This window comes from Paraburkholderia panacisoli, assembly GCF_008369935.1.
In the GTDB taxonomy this organism is placed as follows: domain Bacteria; phylum Pseudomonadota; class Gammaproteobacteria; order Burkholderiales; family Burkholderiaceae; genus Paraburkholderia; species Paraburkholderia panacisoli.
The window spans coordinates 61,982-76,619 of the sequence record NZ_VTUZ01000005.1; the positions used below are offsets into that span (position 1 = coordinate 61,982).

18 protein-coding genes are annotated in these 14,638 nt (G+C 65.5%); 11 read left to right on the top strand and 7 right to left on the bottom strand.

Going from position 1 to position 14,638, the window contains the following annotated elements:
* The first annotated feature begins 67 nt into the window (after positions 1 to 67).
* From coxB to FVF58_RS08980, 4 genes are all read left to right on the top strand, one after another.
* Entirely contained in the window at positions 68 to 730 is a 663-nt protein-coding gene (gene coxB / locus FVF58_RS08965; protein WP_246216988.1) for a cytochrome c oxidase subunit II, read from the top strand.
* Positions 727 to 3,264 carry a cytochrome c oxidase subunit I gene (ctaD, locus tag FVF58_RS08970; protein WP_149669554.1) on the top strand — a complete coding sequence of 846 codons (2,538 nt, stop codon included), beginning with the start codon at positions 727 to 729 and terminating at the stop codon, positions 3,262 to 3,264. The genes coxB and ctaD overlap by 4 nt, the downstream gene beginning before the upstream one ends.
* A complete protein-coding gene (locus tag FVF58_RS08975) occupies positions 3,261 to 3,599 on the top strand; it encodes a hypothetical protein (protein ID WP_149669555.1) in 339 nt (112 codons plus the stop codon). The genes ctaD and FVF58_RS08975 overlap by 4 nt, the downstream gene beginning before the upstream one ends.
* Positions 3,600 to 3,683: 84 nt before the next feature.
* A complete protein-coding gene (locus FVF58_RS08980; RefSeq protein ID WP_149669556.1) occupies positions 3,684 to 5,009 on the top strand; it encodes a ferredoxin reductase family protein in 1,326 nt (441 codons plus the stop codon).
* A gap of 226 nt (positions 5,010 to 5,235) precedes the next feature.
* Here the strand turns inward: FVF58_RS08980 and FVF58_RS08985 are convergent, their stop codons facing one another.
* The gene (locus tag FVF58_RS08985; RefSeq protein ID WP_149669557.1) at positions 5,236 to 6,111 is read right to left on the bottom strand and encodes a hypothetical protein; all 876 of its coding nucleotides are present in this window, start codon (positions 6,109 to 6,111) and stop codon (positions 5,236 to 5,238) included.
* 169 nt (positions 6,112 to 6,280) lie between these two features.
* Between FVF58_RS08985 and FVF58_RS51300 the strand changes: the two genes are divergently transcribed.
* From FVF58_RS51300 to FVF58_RS08995, 3 genes are all read left to right on the top strand, one after another.
* Positions 6,281 to 6,556, top strand: coding sequence for a hypothetical protein (locus FVF58_RS51300; RefSeq protein ID WP_188130783.1), 276 nt, complete (start codon positions 6,281 to 6,283; stop codon positions 6,554 to 6,556).
* Positions 6,544 to 6,708 (top strand): DUF1634 domain-containing protein, encoded by a 165-nt coding sequence (locus FVF58_RS52580; RefSeq protein WP_246216989.1) that lies wholly within the window; start codon positions 6,544 to 6,546, stop codon positions 6,706 to 6,708. The genes FVF58_RS51300 and FVF58_RS52580 overlap by 13 nt, the downstream gene beginning before the upstream one ends.
* A gap of 103 nt (positions 6,709 to 6,811) precedes the next feature.
* Entirely contained in the window at positions 6,812 to 7,078 is a 267-nt protein-coding gene (locus FVF58_RS08995) for a hypothetical protein (protein ID WP_149669558.1), read from the top strand.
* A gap of 40 nt (positions 7,079 to 7,118) precedes the next feature.
* Here the strand turns inward: FVF58_RS08995 and FVF58_RS09000 are convergent, their stop codons facing one another.
* The 5 genes from FVF58_RS09000 to FVF58_RS09020 form a co-directional block, all read right to left on the bottom strand.
* Positions 7,119 to 8,468 (bottom strand): ATP-binding protein, encoded by a 1,350-nt coding sequence (locus FVF58_RS09000; RefSeq protein ID WP_149669559.1) that lies wholly within the window; start codon positions 8,466 to 8,468, stop codon positions 7,119 to 7,121.
* On the bottom strand, positions 8,468 to 9,178 hold the full coding sequence (locus FVF58_RS09005; RefSeq protein ID WP_149669560.1) for a response regulator: 711 nt from the start codon (positions 9,176 to 9,178) through the stop codon (positions 8,468 to 8,470). Before FVF58_RS09005 ends, FVF58_RS09000 begins: the two co-directional genes overlap by 1 nt.
* Positions 9,179 to 9,194: 16 nt before the next feature.
* Positions 9,195 to 9,377, bottom strand: coding sequence for an efflux RND transporter permease subunit (locus FVF58_RS09010; protein WP_425468937.1), 183 nt, complete (start codon positions 9,375 to 9,377; stop codon positions 9,195 to 9,197).
* On the bottom strand, positions 9,374 to 9,637 hold the full coding sequence (locus tag FVF58_RS09015) for a hypothetical protein (RefSeq protein ID WP_188130758.1): 264 nt from the start codon (positions 9,635 to 9,637) through the stop codon (positions 9,374 to 9,376). Before FVF58_RS09015 ends, FVF58_RS09010 begins: the two co-directional genes overlap by 4 nt.
* A gap of 250 nt (positions 9,638 to 9,887) precedes the next feature.
* The gene (locus FVF58_RS09020) at positions 9,888 to 10,181 is read right to left on the bottom strand and encodes an EF-hand domain-containing protein (RefSeq protein ID WP_149669561.1); all 294 of its coding nucleotides are present in this window, start codon (positions 10,179 to 10,181) and stop codon (positions 9,888 to 9,890) included.
* A gap of 472 nt (positions 10,182 to 10,653) precedes the next feature.
* Between FVF58_RS09020 and FVF58_RS09025 the strand changes: the two genes are divergently transcribed.
* The 3 genes from FVF58_RS09025 (at position 10,654) to FVF58_RS09035 (ending at position 12,457) form a co-directional block, all read left to right on the top strand.
* Positions 10,654 to 10,995: a hypothetical protein gene (locus FVF58_RS09025; RefSeq protein ID WP_149669562.1), complete on the top strand. Its 342-nt coding sequence runs from the start codon at positions 10,654 to 10,656 to the stop codon at positions 10,993 to 10,995.
* Positions 10,996 to 11,306: 311 nt separating this feature from the next.
* Positions 11,307 to 11,552, top strand: coding sequence for a hypothetical protein (locus FVF58_RS09030; RefSeq protein ID WP_149669563.1), 246 nt, complete (start codon positions 11,307 to 11,309; stop codon positions 11,550 to 11,552).
* Positions 11,549 to 12,457, top strand: a complete 909-nt coding sequence (locus FVF58_RS09035) for a formate/nitrite transporter family protein (RefSeq protein WP_149669564.1) — start codon at positions 11,549 to 11,551, stop codon at positions 12,455 to 12,457. The genes FVF58_RS09030 and FVF58_RS09035 overlap by 4 nt, the downstream gene beginning before the upstream one ends.
* A 69-nt stretch (positions 12,458 to 12,526) precedes the next feature.
* Here FVF58_RS09035 and FVF58_RS09040 read toward each other — a convergent pair whose 3' ends face one another.
* The gene (locus FVF58_RS09040; protein ID WP_149669565.1) at positions 12,527 to 13,777 is read right to left on the bottom strand and encodes an arsenic transporter; all 1,251 of its coding nucleotides are present in this window, start codon (positions 13,775 to 13,777) and stop codon (positions 12,527 to 12,529) included.
* A 209-nt stretch (positions 13,778 to 13,986) separates the two neighbouring features.
* On the opposite strand from FVF58_RS09040, the gene FVF58_RS09045 reads away from it, so the two are divergent.
* The gene (locus FVF58_RS09045; RefSeq protein ID WP_149669566.1) at positions 13,987 to 14,541 is read left to right on the top strand and encodes a cytochrome b; all 555 of its coding nucleotides are present in this window, start codon (positions 13,987 to 13,989) and stop codon (positions 14,539 to 14,541) included.
* The last annotated feature ends 97 nt before the right edge of the window (positions 14,542 to 14,638 follow it).

Genomic DNA, 14,638 nt, shown 5'->3' on the forward strand with positions numbered 1-14,638 from the left:
CCCCTTACGTCGAATGGGTGAGCCTGCGAACCATCATAGCTGCTGGCGTCTACCGGTCCAAGGCGGATTGCTCGCGGCGCTCGCCGGCTGCACCGGGCCGCTGTCGACGCTGGAGCCGTCCGGACCCGCCGCGGCGTCGATCGCGGGGCTGTGGTGGGTGATGCTGGCAGGCTCGGCCGTGCTGTTCGCCCTGGTGCTCGTGCTGTTCGCGCTGGTGATGCGGCAACCGGGCTGGGGCTCGCGCGTGTCGCCCGCGCGCTGGATCGTGCTGGGCGGCCTCGTGCTGCCCGCCGTGATCCTGATCCCGCTGATCTGCTATGCGCTCCTTGCCGGCGAACGGCTGTTGCCGCTGCCGGGCCATGCACCCGCGCGCATCGACGCGGTCGCCCAACAATGGCGCTGGACCTTCCGCTATCCGGACCAGGGCGGCCTGCAAACGCAGGACGTGTTGCATCTGCCCGCGGGCACGCCGGTCGATATCGTCGTCACCAGCGAGGACGTCGTGCACTCGTTCTGGATTCCGCGTTTCGCCGGCAAGATCGACGCGGTCCCCGGACACGCCACCCGTCTGCGTGTGCAAGCCGATCAACCCGGCCGCTACGAAGGGCAATGCAACCAGTTTTGCGGGCTGGGGCATGCAGAGATGCACTTCACGGTGATCGTCGATCGTCCGGAAGACTTTGCCGCCGCCGTCAAGCAGGCGGCCGCCAGCGCGGAGGAGAAAAAATGAGTGTGCCCGTCGAGCCGCCGTCACAGGGCACCAATGCGTTGCGGCTGCACCGTCAGCTCGCCGCGATCTGGACCACCGGACCGGGCGTGCAACGGCTTGCCGCCGTGAACCATACGGTCCTCGGCATGCGCATGATGATCACGTCGTTCCTGTTCTTCGCGATCGCGGGCGTGCTGGGCATGCTCACGCGCGTGCAGCTCGCGACGCCGCACGCAGCCTTCATGGACGCCGAGACCTACAACCAGGTCTTCACCATGCACGGCTCGATGATGCTGTTCCTGTTCGCGATTCCGATGGTGGAGAGCTTCGCGGTCTACCTCACGCCGAAGATACTCGGCACGCGCGACTTCGCGTTTCCGCGGCTCACCGCGTACGGCTACTGGTGCTACCTGCTGGGCGGCACGATCCTGACGGTCTCGCTGATCCTGCGCGCGGCGCCCGACGGCGGCTGGTTCATGTACACGCCGCTCAGCTCGAACGTCTACACGCCGGGCATCAACGCCGACGTGTGGCTGCTCGGCATCACCTTCGTCGAAATCTCGGCGCTGTCGCTGGCGATGGAGATCGTCGTGTCGATCCTGAAGATGCGCGCGCCCGGCATGTCGCTCGACCGCATGCCGATCTTCGCGTGGTACATCCTCGTCACCGCGATGATGATGATCGTGGCGTTTCCGCCGCTGATCCTCGGCTCGATCCTGCTCGAAGTCGAGCGCGCGTTCGGCCTGCCCTTCTTCGATCCGCGGCGCGGCGGCGATCCGCTGCTGTGGCAGCATCTGTTCTGGCTGTTCGGCCACCCGGATGTCTACATCATCTTCCTGCCGATGGCGGGCGTGCTGTCGACCATCATCCCGGTGTTCGCGCGACGGCCGCTGGTCGGCTACCGGGCCATCGTCGTCGCGATCATCGCGCTGGCGTTCCTGAGCTTCGGCATCTGGGTGCACCACATGTTCACGGTGGGCATTCCGCATCTGGCGCTCGCGTTCTTTTCGGCGGGTTCGGCGATCGTCGCGGTGCCGACCGCGATCCAGTTCTTCGCGTGGCTCGCCACGCTGTCGCACGGCCGGCCGCGCTGGGACGTGCCGATGCTGTACGTGTTCGGCTTCTTCTTCGTGTTCACGGCGGGCGGGCTGACCGGCGTGATGCTCGCGATGGTGCCGTTCGACTGGCAGGCGCACGACACCTATTTCGTCGTCGCGCACATGCACTATGTGGTGGCCGGTGCGCTCGCCTTTCCGATGCTCGCCGCGTTCTACTACTGGCTGCCGTTGCTGACCGGCCGCACCGCCGTGTACAAGCTGTCGCTGCCGGCCTTCTGGCTGGTCTTCATCGGCTTCAACATGACGTTCTTCATGATGCATCTGACCGGCCTGCTCGGCATGCCGCGGCGCATCTTCACCTATCGCGGCGACGAGGGCTGGAACTGGCTCAATCTGCTGTCGTCGGTGGGCGGCTTCGTGATGACGATCGGCTTTGCGCTGGTGGCGATCGACATCGTCGTGCAACTGCGCTACGGGCGGCGCGTGCGGCGCAACCCGTGGGATTCGACGACGCTCGAATGGGCGATGCCGATTCCGCCCGCGCCCTATGCGTTCGCGTCGATCCCGCGAATCGGTGACGAAACGGACGGCGTCGCGCCGGGTCAGCTCGCGGCGCGGCTCGCGCGCGGCGACGGCTATCTCGGCTTCACGCGCAACGGCTGGCAGGAGACGCTCGGCGTGCATATGACCTCGGGCGAGCCCGAGCAACTGATCGTGCTGCCGCGCTCGACCTATCTGCCGCTCGTCACCGCGCTCGTGACCTGCGCGGCGGTGCTGGCGATGCTGTTCAAGTTCTATCTGCTGTCGCTCGCGCTCGCGTTCGTGACCTTCGGCCTGTTCATCTACGCCGGCCAGAGCGCCGGTCATGCGCGCGACTACGGACCGCTGCCGGTGGGACGCGGCGTCAGCGTGCCGCCGCATACCGAAGTGGCCGGCGCGCCGGCGTGGCTCGCGCTGATCTGCACGCTGGTCGCGAACGGCACGCTGTTCACGTCGCTGGTGTTCGGCACGTTCTATCTGTGGATCGCCGCGCCGAACTGGCCGGCCGCCGTGACGCCCGCGCCGAGCCGCCTGCTCGCGCTCGTCACCGTGGTCGCGCTGGCGGCCGCGGTGGCGGCGGCGCGCGGCTCGCTGCGCGCCGCCGCCGCGGACCGTCGCGCGGAGCGCTGGATCGGCGTCGCCGTGCTGGCGCTGGTCATCGCCATCGCCGCCGATGTCACGCTGATCGCCCGTGTCACGCCGCATCCGCGTGAGCACGCGCTCGGCGCGACAGCCGCGGCGCTGCTCACGTATGTCGGGATTCATGCCGGCATCGGGCTGCTGTTTCTGATCAGCAATGTGCTGCGCATCGGGGCCGGCTTCGTTTCGCCGCGACGGCTCACGGACCTGCGCCTGACGCGCTTATGGATCGACTACACGCTGGCGACGGGCATCATCGCGCTGGGCCTCGTGCTCGCGTTGCCCGCGCTGGTGGCGATGCTGGGAGCGAGACCATGAACGGACGCACCCTTCCCCCCCGGCGCTTATGGTGGCTCGCCGTGGGCTTTACGATCTGGTGCGTGGCGCTGGTGATCCTGTATGCGTTGCACGCGATCGGCTGTGCGTTCGGCTGGCCCACCGGCCCGCTGCGCGTGAGCCTCGCGGTCGTGCTGCTCGTGCATCTGGTCGCGATCGGCTGGCTGTGGCGCTATCGTGCGGCCGCGATTCGCGACCCCGGTCCCGAGCGCATCAGCACGTTCATGCATACCGTCGTCATCTGGACCTTGATCGCGGCGCTGGTCGCGACTGTCATCACGTTCGGGCCCGCGCTTCTGCTGACCACGTGCATCTGACGCGCGCCATTCCACGCGGCCGCGACGACGGCCAGCGCCACGGTCCGCTCAATCCGCTTCGCTGCTGAAACAGAGAGGGATTTCATGCAGTATCGCGATCTCGTGCGCAAGGCCATCTGGTCTGCCATCTATCTGCTGTTCATTCTCGCGCCGCTGTTCGCGCTGCTCGCGGGCAACCTGCCGCCCGCGCGCAATTTCGGCACCGAGTTTTCAGTGGCGCTCGGCTATAGCGGCCTCGCGATGATGGGGCTGCAATTCGGCCTCACCGCGCGTTTTCGTCACGTGACCGAGCCGTGGGGCGAAGACGTCATCTACCACTTTCACCGGCGCATCTCGCTGATGGCGGTCGGCCTCGTTGTCGCGCATCCGCTGATTCTGATCGCGATCGGCTCGCCGTCGCTCGCGCTGCCCGATTCGGTGTGGGATATTCCGTGGGGGGCGCGCTTCGCGGTGCTGTCGATCGGCTCGCTGATCCTGCTGGTCGTCACGGCGTTGTGGCGCCAGCAGTTGAAAATCCGTTACGAGCTGTGGCACTTGTCCCATATCGTGCTCGCGCTGGTGGCGATCGCGGCCGGCATGCTGCATATGGTCGGCTGGGGCTTTTATCTGATCGATCCGCTCAAGCGCACGCTGTGGATCGGCATGACGATCTTCTGGATCGGCTTGCTGTTCTATGTGCGCCTGTTCAAGCCGCTTTTCATGCTGAGGCGTCCTTATCGCGTGACCGAGGTGCGCACGGAACGCGGCGAGACGACCACCCTCGTGATGCAGCCCGAAGGCCACGCGGGCTTTCGCTTCAAGCCGGGCCAGTTCGGTTGGCTCACGTTATGGGCCAGCCCGTTCCGCATCACCGGGCACCCGTTTTCGTTTTCATCGAGCGCCGAGGCCGCTGACGGCCGCGTCGAGATGACGATACGCGAACTCGGCGATTTCACCAGCGCGGTCAAAACGGTCGCGGCCGGGCAGCGGGTTTATCTCGACGGGCCGTATGGGGCGTTCACGATCGGCAATCCGACGGACATGCATGTGCTGATCGCGGGCGGCATCGGCATCACGCCGATGATGAGCATGATCCGCACGCTCGCCGATCGCGGCGACACGCGCCCGCTCGTGCTGCTGTACGGCAGCAAGACGTGGGACTCGCTGACCTTCCGCGAGGAGTTGGAGACGCTGAAAGCGAGGGTCGATCTGAAAGTCGTGTATGTGCTCTCGCAGCCGCCTGAAGGCTGGACCGGCGAAAGCGGGCGCATCACCGCCGAGGTGTTCAGGCGTCATCTGCCGCCCGAGTACGCCGCGCACGAGTACTTCATCTGCGGACCCGACGTGATGATGGACGCGATCGAAACCGCGCTGGGCGAGATGAAGGTGCCGCTCGCCCGTTACCATTCCGAACGCTACAGCTTCGTCTAGGAGAGTTGCGATGCGTCGATTGTTCGCCAACCGCCTGGCTGTTGCGACGGGCGTGATCGTGGTGGTGTTGTCGCTGGTGTTCGCGGTCTTGCGGGTGAGTTCGCTGCATTAGCGGCCAGGCGGCGGGCAGCGCGCGCGGCGACCGGTTCGCCCTTCTCACTGAATGACGGCAGTAGGACCTGCCGCCATTCAACGCCCTTCGACACGCAGCGCGTTCGCACACACTTCAATCGTTCGCGACCCGCGCGATCTGCTTCTTCGCTTCGTCGATATCCCCCTGACGCGGCGACGCGGCGCCACTTGCCGACAGCATGTAAGGCACGTCCATCTTGTACATCACCTTCGAGCCGTTCCGGTAAGGCACGACATCGACGAACAGCGGAATCGTTTCGACGCCGATCGTCAGCTTGTACGCGCCGCTCTTTTCGATATCGTTGGTCTTCGGCTCATCGCCTCGCGCGAACGAGTACTTGCCGAGCTTTCTCATGAAGTTCGCGTACGTCGATTCAGAGTTGAACGCGACGTTGATTTCGCCTTCGACATGCGTCTGGCGGCGCACGATGATCCGGTCGGGATTGGAAAGCACGTCGTGCAGTTCGCTTTCGAGCGCAGGCGTGGGCGCAAGCGCGGAAAGCGGAATACCGATCGCATCGGTGCCGCGCGTCACGCTGACGTTCGGCTCGAGGCTGATGATGGCCGTATTGTTCCTGACCTCGCCGACACGAACCGAAAAAGCGGCGTTCGACTGATACTTGGTGGTCTGATAGCCCAACTGGGACGGCGACATGTTATTGCCATGCGCGTAGGTCACGACGACATGGTTGTCGGGCTTCTGCGTCACGTACGCGCCATGGAACACATAGAAATTGCCGTTCCAGGACTGCCGGAACGGATAGCGCGTGTCGCGCGCAATCGCTTCGGCGACCGCGCGATTCACATCGCTCTGGCTAACGGGGGAACCCGAGATGCTGTCTGCCGGAAAGCGCAGCGGCGTATTGAGCGTGCTGCTGATCGTCGCCTGACTGGTCTGCGCGCAGCCACTCAGCAAAAGAGCCGCGGCGCATGCCGCGCCGCCAAGAAGAACCAACGAGTTTTTAACCATGCTGATTTGAATTGCCAAGGTCGGTGTTTTTATAAGTTCTGACAGCCGGGAATTGCAGCTTTCCCGTTGCGTCCGAAACGGTCATCACGTGGGTTTTCCCGCAGCGGGAAGCCACGCCCCAAAGACCGCGTCAACTTCTATTCGGCAACTCGCCGGAAAAATTAAGGGTTTGCAGAATTATTTTTTGTTCGTGCTGCAAACCTGTATAGAGGCAAAGGTCGGCTGCTCGTCCGCGGGACTGGCAAAACCTGTTCGGGGCGTCGGCATGAGGCGCGTCGCATCGGCGGGCGTGCGGCTCGAATCGTGGCTCGCGAGCCTGGTGCACCATGGCACATGGATTGCCGGCGGCACGATCGCGGTCGGCCTCGCGCTTGCGCTGGGCTCGGCGTTCGCGCCGAACCCGCGCCGCGAGCCCATGCGGCACCGTCCGGCATGTCGATCGTGACGGCAGGAATCGCGCTTTTCATCCTGCTGCCGGCAATGCGGCTTATATTGATGTTAGGAGTGTTCCTGCATCAACGCGATTACCGCTTCAGCGCGATCGCCGCGCTCGTGCTGGCGATCGTCGCGGCGGGACTGCTGGTCGGCGCGGCGTGATCCGCGCAGCCGCAGCGCGTGCGGGTATGATGCCTGGCGCGCGCCCTCATCGGAGCGGCATCTAACGTCGCTTCTCACGCATTATTCAGCCACGAGAACCATCATGACTGCCCATCACGACGAAGTCCCCGCCACCAGCGCCACGCCGGGCGAGGTCAAGCGCAAGACGCTGTCCATCACCGTGCGCAATCTGCTGATGGTCACCGTTGGCGTGGTGGTGTTCGCGATCGTGGCGACCGTCGTGCTCTACAGCACGGTCATGTATGGCGACGAGATTCCGAATTTCGGCATCATCCTGATGCTGACCGTGCCGGTGATCGCGGGCGTGGCGTTCCGCGTCGGGCTGGACGCGTGGCTGGACCGCGAGTGAGTGCCGCGCCAGCGGCAATGAGCCGGGCCCGCGCGGCCGGTTAGCCGGCCGCCACCGGCAACACCACCCATACTTCCAGCCCGCCGCCCTCGCGCGGATGAAACTGCAGGCTGCCGCCATGCAGCCGCGCGATCCGCTCGACGATCGACAACCCCAGCCCCGTTCCGCCGCTATGCGCGCGTGCATTGCGGCCGCGCTGGAACGGCGCTTTCAGTTGCTCCAGTTCCTGCGCCGACAGACCCTTGCCGCGATCGCCGACCGCGACCGTCACCGTGCCGGCGGCGGCCCAGCTGCGCACGGCGAGACCGCTGCCGCCGTACACGATCGCGTTCTGCATCAGGTTCATCAGCAGCCGCATCATGCTGATCGGCCGGTATGGGAGCGCCGGCAGCGGCGCGAGCGACAACTCGAACTCGTGCCCGAGTCCCGCGAAGTCGCCCGCGAGCCGTTCGATCAGCGCATTCAGGTCGCCGGGCAGCGGCGCCTCGCGCTCGCCGCTGCCCGCGTAGTCCATGAACTGCTGCAAGATCGTCTCGATCTGGTCCAGATACGACTCGGCGGCAATCACGAAACTGCTGTCGCTGCCGTGCGGCATCGCCATCGCCATCGACAGGCGCAGCTTGGTGAGCGGCGTGCGGATGTCGTGCGAAATGCCCGCCAGCATCAACGCGCGTGTCGCGTCGGCTTCCTGCAACGCGTGCGTCATCTGATTGAAAGCGCTGCTCACCGCCGCGATTTCGGTGGGGCCGTCGGTGGGCAGCGGCGCGGGCGCTTCGCCGGCGCTTACGCGGCGCGCCGCCCGCGCCAACTCCTGAAGCGGCTCGTTCAGGTGAAGCTGGATCGCATAGCCCGCCAATGCAGCCAGCGCGCCCAGACCGAGCGACAGAAAAATCGCCACTTCGAGTCCGTTGCCCTGCGCGTCCTCGGGAATCGGCAACGCGATCCAGTACGGCGCTTGCGGTGCGTCGGCCGGCGCGTGCAGGCGAATCCACAGACGCTCCCCGCCTTCGGTTTGCCAGCGCGCCGGCATGTCGGCGGGCAGATGCGCGCGCAGACTGTCGAGAAACATGTCGCGCTGATAGTTGCGGTATGCGTGCGCGAGACTCGGCGGCGGCTTGTCGGTGGCCTCGGGCGGCAATTGCGCGCGTGCGTCGAGACGCGGGGTCAACGCGCTGCGCGCGCCCGGCGGCGTGGCGGCGAGCAGGTTGTCGAGCGTGGTTACATAGGTGGCGAACACGGCCGCAGCGCGATCGACGCGAGGCCGTTGCACGTAATGCAGCAACACGCCGAGCGAGCACACCTGGGTCAACATCACGAGCACGATCAGAAGCGCGATGTTGCGCGCGAGCAGCGTGCGCGGCAGCACCCTGCGCAGCAGCGGGCGCACCATCACTCGACGTCCGCGGCCAGCATGTAGCCGACGCCCCACACGGTCTTGATGAAACGCGGCTTGGACGGATCGTCCTCGACGATCTGCCGCAGCCGCAGCACCTGCACGTCGATACTGCGATCGAGCGCGTCATGATCGCGGCCCCGCGCGCGCGCCAGCAGGTTATCGCGGCTCACCGGCCGGTTCGGCGACGACGCCAGCGCGACCAGCAGCAGCATCTGTGCCGAGTGAAGCTCGAGCGGCACGCCCGCGCGCGACAGCTCCTGCTTGCCGACGTCGAGCGTGAAGTCGCCGAAACGCACGCTTTGCGAAGTCACGGTGACATCGCCCGACGCAATCTTCTGACGGCGCAGCAGCGCGTTGATGCGCGCCACCAGTTCGCGCGGCAGGAACGGTTTGGCAAGGTAGTCGTCGGCGCCGGTTTCGAGGCCGACCACGCGGTCGAGCGGATCGCCCTTCGCGGTCAGCATCAGGATCGGCAAGGTCTGGCCCCGCTCGCGCAGGCGCGCGCAGATCTGCAGGCCGTCCTCTTCGCCGATCATCAGGTCGAGCACCAGCAGATCGAACGGCTCGCGCTCCAGGTAACGGTCCAGACGCCTGCCGTCCTCGGCGACGCGCACATCGAAGCCGTGGCTGCGCAGAAACCGTTGCAGCATGTTGCGCAGTTCGACTTCGTCGTCGAGCACGATGATCTTGGCGGGGCGATCCATGCGAAAGCTCCTCGGTTTAAGCGTCGGGCGGCGCCTCAGGTAGCGCCTTCTGCGTCGCATGCCGCTCGGAAAGACGCTGCAACAGCACGTAGAACGACGGAATGAACAGCACGGCGATGCAGGTGGAAGCGAGCATCCCCGAAAATACCGCAATCCCGAGCGAGCGGCGAGCGCTCACGCTGGCGCCGGTCGCGATCACGAGCGGCACCACGCCGAGAATGAACGCGAACGAGGTGCACGTTGTTCGAGCGCAGTGAGCACCGGGTCGTTGAACGCGGTCCACCAGGCCGCTTGTGCGGCGGGAGCGGTCTGCGCGCTGTCCGGCAAAGTCTCGAGCCAGCGGTCTTCGAGCATCACGTCCGGCTGCCTGAAATCCGGGCCGACTGTCACGCAGCCGCTCAACGCCGCACCGAACGACACGATGAGCGACGCGCTGGCCAGGCGCAGGCGGCGGGACATGGCAGGATTCATCGCGCGTTTTTTGGGGCGTCAAGGTACGGCAACGGGTTCGACGGAACGGCTCGCGGCACGACGCAGGAGGACGCGGAACCAGGCATGAGCGAGCGGAACACAGCAGGTCACCGGACCGGGACACGCTTGAACGACAGGCAGCCAGCACCGCTTTGCGGCGCCGGGCGTCGCGGGATTCGGCGCAGACCGCACGGCCGCCCGCGCCACGCCCCTACGATCTCGCCGATGCCCGCGCGGCTCAGTGCGCTGCCCCGCGTTCCTGCATGAATGCCGCGATCTGCGGCAGCGTGATGTAGCCCGCCTTCTGCGTATCGATTTCGTCGAAATGTTGCGCCACCATCGGCATGCCCGCCTCGGCTTGCTGCTTCGTGAGCTTGCCGTCGTGCGTGGTGTTGGCGTTAGAAAAGCGCATCTGCAACTGCTGCGCCATCCGTTCCATACGCTGCGGGTTGCCGCCCTGCGGCGCGGCGCTCTGGGCGAACGTGATGGTGGATGCGCAGCACAGCAGCATGGCGGCGAGCAACTTCTTCATGACCGACTCCTTCGATTGATCTTTGCTTGATTCATCGGGCGTCGCCTGCTTGTGCCGCGATCCGCGTCGATGACAGGCCGAATTCTTGTGGATGCGACGCCGGATGGCAATTTCAGAATCATGTCGACGTGTGTCATGGCTTTTCGCACACAGCGGCAGCGGGCACGATGCGCCCCGCGTGCGAATTGCAGCATGCGCTTCATACAGCGGCGCGTGCCGGCGGAGCGGCAATCCGTCTAGCCCGTGCGGCCTGCCGTGACATCGAATGAAATGACTTTGCCGTGTCGTTTCGACGCTGCGTTGCGTATCTTTCGTTTGCCGGCGCAGCACAGCATCGCAAACAGCGTATGCACCGTTCGCGCCGCCCGCGCCACGAGCGCATCCACGCAACGGCTGAGCGTCTACGCGAAGCCGGACTACCGGCGCGTCGTTTCAACAGGACATGCGCCGCTCAACGTCTTAGGAGTACCCAGTGACTATTCGTCTCGCCTGCGTTTCTACCTTTACCGCGATCGGTCTCGCCTGCTCATCCACCGCGTTCGCCAGGGTCGTCATATACCTGCCCGCCGCCGTGGTCTATGCGCCGCCGCCGCGGCCGGTCTACTACTCCGTGCTGGTCAGTCCGGTGTACGTGACGGCGCCCCCGCCAGTTGTTGCTCCCGTCGCGGTGCCGGTCACCGCGTCCGTCACGGTCGCGCCGCTCAAACCGGGTGCGCTCTACACCACCGTCGTCGTGCCGCCGCCGGCCAACTACGCAGTCATGCCCGCGCCTGCCGTGACGTACGCTCAGCCGGTCATGATGATGCCGCGCTAACGCGCGCATCGGCTTGCGAGCGGCTCACTAGCCCCGGCAGTCCGCGCACCCGCTGCACGCGTTGCCCATGTGCTGATTACAACGGAGACAGTCGAACCAGCATAGGACATGCTTCGCGCCGGCACGCCTGGTGAATTCCCGTTGTCCTGAACAGTTGCCGAGGCCCCGTGGGAGAAGGCCGGGCTGCTCGCGCCATCGCGCTGCGTGGCGCGATGAACGTCGCGGCAACGCGCGCCACATTCGTTGGGAACGGCGCTTGCTGCTGCCTTCTGGCGAGTGCCGAACTCACCCCCGCTTCCCGGAAACATCAGATGACTTACCAGAACATAGACAAGGAAATCGCCCACCTCGAAGTTGTCTTCGGGCTGATCTCCACATGTGACCGCTTTCCCCTGTCGTACTGGCATCAGCGCCTGCGCATGCTGCACAGCGCGTCGATGATGCCGGCGCAACGCGCGCGCGTCGCACGGCTCGAAGCGACATTGCGCTCGCTGCGTGAGGCGGAGGAAACGGCGAGCGCCGAGCCGCCGCACACTTCGACGGTCGCCGGGCCATGACGCAGGCCTTGAAGGTAAAGCAGCCAGAGCAAGCGGCGGCGAGCACCGTCGACCCAGGCGCACGCGCGCGGGACGCGGGCGCGGACTCGCCGCATCTGGACGAGGAGGAACAGGATCAGGCCGCCGACCATACCGCGCCCCATGCGCTCGTCCTTCACGAAATCGTTCGTGCGGAAGGCGAAGCCGCACTCGAGCGGACCATCGGCGCGTTGATCTGGTCGTCGTTGGCGGCGGGGTTGTCGATGGGCTTCTCGTTTCTCACGCAAGCGGTGCTGCAAGCCGGATTGCCGGACGTGCCCTGGCGCTATCTGGTGGCGAGCCTCGGCTACTCGATGGGCTTCGTGCTGGTCATCATGGGCCGGCAGCAACTGTTCACCGAGAGCACCTTGACCGTCGTGCTGCCGGTATTGACGCGGCGCGATATGCCGACCTTCCTCAAGGCGCTGCGTCTGTGGGTCGTCGTGCTGGTGTTCAACCTGATCAGCACCTGGATCTTCGCCGCGATGCTACGGATTCCTGAAGTGTTTTCACCCGCCGTCGAGGACGCGCTCGGCGAGGTGTCGCGCGCCGCGCTCGGCCCGCAGGACACACTGCCCACTTTTGTGCGCGCGATCTTCGCCGGGTGGCTGATCGCGCTGATGGTGTGGCTGTTGCCGAGTGCACGCTCGGCGCGTCTACTGACCGTTTTGCTGATCACGTATGTGGTGGCCGTGAGCCACCTGTCGCACATCATCGCTGGATCGACTGAAGTGGCCTACGTATATCTCGCCGGCGACGCGAGCTTGCATGACTATTTCTTCCGCTTCCTCGTGCCGACCCTTGCCGGCAACATCATCGGCGGCATGACGCTGGTGGCGCTGCTCAATCATGCGGCGATCGCGCCGGAGATCAACCATAGCCGCTGAGCCGCCGCGTGAGCGAATGCGCGCGATGACTGCACACGCGGCGGCCCATCAGGACGGCACGCCGCCCGCTCAACCGGTCAGCAGCCGCGCGCCGAGCGCCAGCACGAGGGCCGGCACCATCACGAGCGCGCCGACCTTCAGGAATTTCATGAAGCTCACGTCTTCGCCTTCGCGGCGAATCGCGTTGAGCCAGAGAATGGTCGCGAGCGAGCCCGTGATCGACAGGTTCGGGCCGAGATCGACGCCGATCAGCAGCGCGTCGATCACACGCTCCGGACTCTGCGCCTGGATCACCGTCGAACTGGCGATCAGGCCGGCCGGCAAGTTGTTCATCAGATTGCTGCCGAACGCGATGAGCGCGCCGGCCCATCCCGCCGTCGCCATTTCGTTGTGTTCGGTCGCGCGCCGCAGCGTCGTGGCGAGTGTCCCGATGACACCCGTGTGATCGAGCATCTCGACCAGCACGAACAGCGCCGCCACCAGCGGCAGCACGCTCCACGAAATTTCGCGGATCATCGGTAGCGGCGATTTGCGCTCCAGAATCAGCACCACCAGCGCGGTCAGCGCGCCGAGTATCGCGGTCGGCATGCCGAGCGCAATGTCGTAGGCGGACACCGTCAGCAGCACGCCCGCCGTCACCGCGATACCCGCCAGCGCGACCCGTCCGCTCGACGACAATTCGACCGCTTCGAGATTCGCTTCGCAGACCCCCGCGAGCGCGCCGCGCTGGGTCCAGCGCAACATCACGTAAGTCGCGGCGATCGACAGCACGGACGGCAGCGTGAAGCGCATCATCCACGCGCCGAGTGCGGGCGTGTGGTTGCCGTACAGCACGATGTTGGCCGGATTCGAAATCGGCAGCACGAAACTCGCCGCGTTGGCGACGAAAGCGCAGATGAACAGCAACGGCAGCGGCGGCGTCTTCGCTTTCTTCGCGACGGCGAACACGGCCGGCGTGAGCACGACCGCGGTGGCGTCGTTGGACAGAAACGCTGTAATCACCACGCCGACCAGGTACACCAGCACAAACAGCTTGCGCGGCGAGCTTTGCGCGTGATTGACCGCGAGCACGGCGACCCAGTCAAACAGGCCTTCGCGGCGGCCCACTTCCGACAGCAGCATCATGCCGAACAGAAACAGGTAGACGTCGGTGCCCTTGCCGATTGCCTCGATCGCGAGATGCACCGGCAACAGGCCGAGCGACACAAGCAGCAGCGCGCCCGCGACGGCCCATACGGCCTCAGGCCATTTGAACGGCCGGGTGATGACGCCGGCCGTGGCCAGCGCGGCGATACCCCAGGAGAGGAAAACGGAATTCACAGCGTAGGCCCTGGAAGATGAGTTGCGTGGTTGCTGATGTGGTCTCGTTGCGAGTCAGCCGGAAAATTACCACAGCGCGAGCGCATTTCATTCAGATTAGCGTCGCCGCCACAACAATCTGTTCTCTCGCACCCGGCTATTCAGTGTTTATCGGCCTGCTTACCATCCACATTCTCACTCGATCCCTCGCCAACCCCGAGCCCAAGAGAATGCCATCACGCCCTTCCGGTTCCGAACGCTACAACGGCGCGGCCATTGCACTGCACTGGCTGATCGCCGTGCTGATCATCTGCGGGTTCTATCTCGGCTGGATCATGACCGATATCCCCGGTTTCACGCCCACCAAGCTGAAGTACTTCTCGTGGCACAAGTGGATCGGCGTGACCGTGTTCGCGCTCGCCGCGCTCCGCATGCTATGGCGCGCCACCCACCGCGCGCCGCCGCTCGATGACGCCACGCCCGCGTGGCAGAAGGCGGCGGCCCATCTGGTGCACGGCGTGCTGTACCTGCTGATGCTCGCGATCCCGCTGTCCGGCTACTTCTATAGTTCGGCGGCCGGCATTCAGGTGGTGTACCTCGGCGTCGTGCCGCTGCCCACCTTCATTGGCCCGGATCCAGCGCTCAAGGCCACGCTGCGCACGCTCCACGTACTGCTCGACTACACGCTGCTGGCGCTCGTCGTCATGCATGTGCTGGCGGCGCTCAAGCATCAGTTCGTCGACCGCGACGGATTGCTCGCGCGGATGATCCCGTTCCTCAAGTAACGACCTCGACCACTGCCGATTGGTCACCACTGGTTGGCAATCTAATTCCCAACAGCGTGCAATTCATGCACGCTGGTTCGATAGGATGTGTACCACC